The following is a 4,528-nucleotide window of genomic DNA, read 5'->3' on the forward strand; positions in this document are numbered from 1 at the left end:
GCCTGTCACGGGTGTCGGCGTGACGAGCTTGGGCGCCGCGGGCACGATATTGGACTTGGGCACCGCAGTCAGCGGCTTGGCCACCGGGCTGGCGGCCTTGGTCTGGGCCTGACGGCGCGCAACGGCCTTGTCGGCAAGCTCCTGGYGTYTTTCCTGGGGCAGCGCCTGGTAGGCCTCCCACTTGGCCTGACGCTGCTCGGAATCCACCTGTTTGGCCACCTGGAAGCCGATGCGGGCATCGACTCGCTCGCCCGGCGTCAGATTGGCCCAGTCACGCATGCGTTCATGCAGGCGGTTGAGTTCGGCAGGCGGCAGCACGGCCAGACGCGGCGTCGCATTCAGCCACTTGCTGCGCTGGTTGGGGCCGAGCTTGTCCCAGTCCTTCGCCAGCGGTGCGAGGAGGTCGCGCTGCGCTGGCGTCAGTGCCTGCCAGGTCGGTGCGGCGGCCAGCGCGGAGACCGGCGACATGACAGGTGCTGCCGGTCGAACTGCGGGAGGGGAGATGGCCGCGCTTGCTGCAATGGCATCTGGCGCCGAAGCCGCGTCTTGTGTCTGCGCAAAAGCAGAAAACCCCGCTGCGGTGAGCAGCATGGCAATCAACGGGCGGAGAGGGGCGGGAGGCCTCCGCGCGGCTCGGCTCATGGGCATCCGGTCATTCTTGACCGTCTCTCAGGAATTCGGCGAAGCCCGGATCGCTGAAGGCGGAGGGCGGCAGGTTGTCGCTGAGCAGCGCCGTGTCCACCTCAGCGGCGGCGACGATCTGTTCATGGATCTGGCCTTGTTGCATCAACAGCAGCCCGGCCAGCAGCGCCAGCAGCGGGAGGGCGGACGCAAGCTTGGACCATAGGCCGTTGTTGCCGCCGGCACCGCGCGGGCCGCCGCTCAGGGCCAGCGTCGAACCCATCTGCACCACCCCAGGGCTGGCCGTGCTTACCGAGGTGCGCGCAGCGCGGGCCTGGGCGGCGCGGGCCAAGGCTTGCTCACGTGCGAAGCGCAGACGTTCGGACACGTCATGCGGCAGTGTGGCGTTGCGCTCGGTCAGGCCAGCAGCGACACGCAGGCCAAAACGCGTGACGCGAGCATCCAGGTCGGCAGGGAAGGTGGAAAATTTCGACGGCGACTTCATAGCGTGATCCCCTTGGCCTTGAGCGACTTCGCCAGCGAATGGACGGCGCGGGAACAGTGAGTTTTGACACTGCCTTCCGAGCAACCCATCACAGACGCGGTCTCTGCAACATCCAGTTCCTCCCAGTAACGCAGCAGGAAGGCTTCGCGTTGACGCGTCGGCAGCTGTTCGACTTCCGTCTCGATGCGCTGCAAGATCTGCGCCCGGCTGACCTCATCCGCGGCGCTCAAGGCGCCCATGGCGCCTTCCTGGGTTTCAAGGATCTCCAGCAGGTCGAAATCACCGTCGCCATCGCCGCCGCCCTCGAACTCCGACATATTTGTCATGACGGCCCGGCGCGTCTTCTGGCGACGGAAGTAGTCCATCGTCGCGTTCGACAGGATGCGCTGGAACAGCAGCGGCAACTCGGCCGCGGGGCGGTCGAAATAGTTCTCGGCCAGCTTGATCATGGCGTCCTGGACGATGTCCAGGGCGGCATCGTCGTCTCGAACCACGTAGGCCGTGCGCTTGAAGGCGCGGCGGTCGACGGTACGCAGGAAATCGTTGAGTTCTTTGTCGGTGGCCAAGGCGGGGAGGCAGGTCCGGGCGGCAGCTCGGATTATGGCATTCGTCTGATACGAAGGCTCACACGATTTTGCTCGGCATAATGTTGCTTCGCACAAAGAGTCAATGGTCTCTCAGTGGCCGCCCGACTGGGGCTCCATCTGTTGATCGCGCAGGTTCCAAATCCGCTTCACGAGGGCGAGAAGAGGGACACCAATGGTTTTTCGTTAGAGAAATTCACAAAGGTTCTAAAAATGGACATGTCTGCCGCGGATATCAAGCGCGCCGCCCTGGCGCAGCCGAATTCCCAATCCCCCAATTCCACCGCGGAGCTCAATGGCTCCGAGATCCTCGTTCGCTGCCTGCAGGCCGAAGGGGTGCGCCATCTCTGGGGTTACCCCGGCGGCGCGGTGCTCTACATCTACGACGCCCTCTACAAGCAGGAAAGCATCCAGCACGTGCTGGTGCGCCACGAGCAGGCGGCCGTACACGCCGCCGACGGCTTTGCCCGGGCGACCGGCGAAGTCGGTGTGGCGCTGGTCACCTCGGGCCCAGGAGTCACGAATGCCGTGACCGGCATCGCGACGGCCTACATGGACTCGATCCCGATGGTCATCATCACGGGTCAGGTGCCTAGCGCGGCCATCGGCCTGGACGCCTTCCAGGAGTGCGACACGGTCGGCATCACGCGCCCCATCGTCAAGCACAACTTCCTGGTGAAGGACGTGCGCGACCTGGCGCTGACGCTGAAGAAGGCCTTCCACATCGCCCGTACCGGCCGCCCCGGCCCGGTCGTCGTGGACATTCCGAAGGACGTGTCGCTCGCGAAGACGACGTTCAGCTATCCGGACCGCATCGAAATGCGCTCCTACAACCCGGTCAAGAAGGGCCATAGCGGCCAGATCCGCAAGGCGGTCCAACTGCTGCTGCAGGCCAAGCGCCCTTACATCTACACGGGCGGCGGCGTCATCCTGGGTGAAGCCACGGCGGAGCTGCGCCAACTGGTCGACATGCTGGGCTTCCCCTGCACGAACACGCTGATGGGCCTGGGTGCCATGCCCGGCACCGACCCGCGCTTCCTGGGCATGCTGGGCATGCACGGCACGTACGAGGCCAACATGACCATGCAGCACTGCGACGTGCTGCTGGCCGTGGGCGCGCGCTTCGATGACCGCGTCATCGGCAACCCCAAGCACTTCGGTTCGGTCGAGCGCAAGATCATCCACGTGGACATCGACCCCTCGTCGATCTCCAAGCGCGTGCGCGTCGACATTCCCATTGTCGGCGACGTGAAGGACGTGCTGCAGGAGCTGATCGCCCAGCTGAAGGAAGCGCAGGCCAAGCCGGATGCGGACGCCGTCAACGCATGGTGGAATCAGATCAATGAATGGCGCGGCCGTGACTGCCTGGTCTACAAGGGCTCGGACGAGGTCATCAAGCCGCAGATGGTCGTCGACACGCTGTGGAAGCTGACCCGCGACCGCGACACCTACATCACCAGCGACGTCGGCCAGCACCAGATGTGGGCCGCGCAGTACTACAAGTTCGACCAGCCGCGCCGCTGGATCAACTCCGGCGGCCTGGGCACCATGGGCGTGGGCCTGCCCTATGCGATGGGCATCAAGCTGGCCAAGCCGGAGTCGGATGTGTTCTGCATCACCGGCGAAGGCAGCATCCAGATGTGCATCCAGGAGCTGTCGACCTGCTTCCAGTACAAGACGCCGGTCAAGATCGTCTCGCTGAACAACCGCTACCTGGGCATGGTGCGGCAGTGGCAGCAGCTGGACTACGGCGGCCGCTACTCGCACAGCTACATGGACGCGCTGCCCGACTTCGTGAAGCTGGCCGAGGCCTATGGCCACGTCGGCATCCTGGTCGAGAAGCCCAGCGACGTCGAGCCCGCGCTGAAGGAAGCGATGCGCCTGACCGACCGTACCGTCTTCCTGGACATCCGCACCGATCCGACCGAGAACGTCTGGCCCATGGTCAAGGCGGGCAAGGGCATTTCCGAGATGCTGCTGGGATCGGAAGACCTGTGAGCGCCTGAAATCGGCAGCTCTGGCTGGCGTTACCGCGCCAGCCGGGGTTGCCGCTGAAAAGCGCAAGCAGTCCGACACCCGCAGCGATCCACTCCACTCGAACCCGCAGCCAAGGTCCRCTGGTTACCGCCAGCGGCACTGAAGAGCGCGAAGGACGAAGAACCCATGAAACACATCATTGCTTTGCTCATCGAGAACGAGCCGGGTGCGCTGTCGCGCGTCGTCGGCCTGTTCTCAGCCCGCGGCTACAACATCGAGAGCCTGACCGTCGCGCCGACGGAAGACCCGTCCCTCTCGCGCATGACCATCGTGACGACGGGCAGCGACGAGGTCATCGAGCAGATCACCAAGCACCTGAACCGCCTCATCGAGGTCGTCAAGGTGGTCGACCTGACCGAGGGCAACTACACCGAGCGTGAGCTGATGCTCATCAAGGTGCGCGCCGTCGGCAAGGAGCGCGAGGAAATCAAGCGCACCGCCGACATCTTCCGTGGCCGCGTCATCGACGTGACCGAGAAGACCTACACGATCGAGCTGACCGGCGACGCCGGCAAGCTCGACGCCTTCATCGATGCGATCGACCGTGCGTCCATCCTCGAAACCGTACGCACCGGCGCCAGCGGCATCGGCCGCGGCGAGCGCATCCTGCGCGTCTGATCCGCCTTCACCCCAACACACCACAGTTTTTTCCTGGAGCGACCCATCATGAACGTCTACTACGACAAGGACGCCGATCTCAGCCTCATCAAGGGCAAGAACGTCACCATCATCGGCTACGGCTCACAAGGCCACGCCCACGCGCAGAACCTGAACGACAGCG

5 protein-coding genes and 1 pseudogene are annotated in these 4,528 nt (G+C 64.6%); 3 read left to right on the forward strand and 3 right to left on the reverse strand.

Translation table 11 applies throughout. The features are described from left to right. The 3 genes from AC1DU6_RS20990 to AC1DU6_RS21000 all read right to left on the reverse strand — a co-directional run. On the reverse strand, positions 1 to 468 hold a 468-nt coding region (locus tag AC1DU6_RS20990), incomplete at its 3' end, for a DUF3106 domain-containing protein (RefSeq protein WP_477859336.1). Positions 469 to 652: 184 nt separating this feature from the next. Next, on the reverse strand, positions 653 to 1,126 hold the full coding sequence (locus tag AC1DU6_RS20995) for a DUF3619 family protein (RefSeq protein WP_082532708.1): 474 nt from the start codon (positions 1,124 to 1,126) through the stop codon (positions 653 to 655). Continuing rightward, positions 1,123 to 1,692 carry an RNA polymerase sigma factor gene (locus AC1DU6_RS21000; protein ID WP_056198279.1) on the reverse strand — a complete coding sequence of 190 codons (570 nt, stop codon included), beginning with the start codon at positions 1,690 to 1,692 and terminating at the stop codon, positions 1,123 to 1,125. Before AC1DU6_RS21000 ends, AC1DU6_RS20995 begins: the two co-directional genes overlap by 4 nt. 231 nt (positions 1,693 to 1,923) lie before the next feature. On the opposite strand from AC1DU6_RS21000, the gene AC1DU6_RS21005 reads away from it, so the two are divergent. From AC1DU6_RS21005 to AC1DU6_RS21015, 3 genes and pseudogenes are all read left to right on the forward strand, one after another. After that, entirely contained in the window at positions 1,924 to 3,708 is a 1,785-nt protein-coding gene (locus AC1DU6_RS21005) for an acetolactate synthase 3 catalytic subunit (RefSeq protein WP_056198277.1), read from the forward strand. Positions 3,709 to 3,873: 165 nt separating this feature from the next. Then, on the forward strand, positions 3,874 to 4,365 hold the full coding sequence (gene ilvN / locus AC1DU6_RS21010) for an acetolactate synthase small subunit (protein ID WP_056198275.1): 492 nt from the start codon (positions 3,874 to 3,876) through the stop codon (positions 4,363 to 4,365). Between the two features lie 48 nt (positions 4,366 to 4,413). Then, positions 4,414 to 4,528 (forward strand): annotated as a pseudogene (locus AC1DU6_RS21015) (ketol-acid reductoisomerase); the annotation flags it as partial.

It is taken from the genome of Roseateles sp. P5_B10 (assembly GCF_056400485.1).

Excerpts from the sequence above, each read along its gene's own strand:
- AC1DU6_RS20995 (WP_082532708.1), bottom strand. The coding sequence starts at position 1,126 with ATGAAGTCGCCGTCGAAATTTTCCACCTTCCCTGCCGACCTGGATGCT.
- AC1DU6_RS21005 (WP_056198277.1), top strand. The coding sequence starts at position 1,924 with ATGGACATGTCTGCCGCGGATATCAAGCGCGCCGCCCTGGCGCAGCCG.
- ilvN (WP_056198275.1), top strand. The coding sequence starts at position 3,874 with ATGAAACACATCATTGCTTTGCTCATCGAGAACGAGCCGGGTGCGCTG.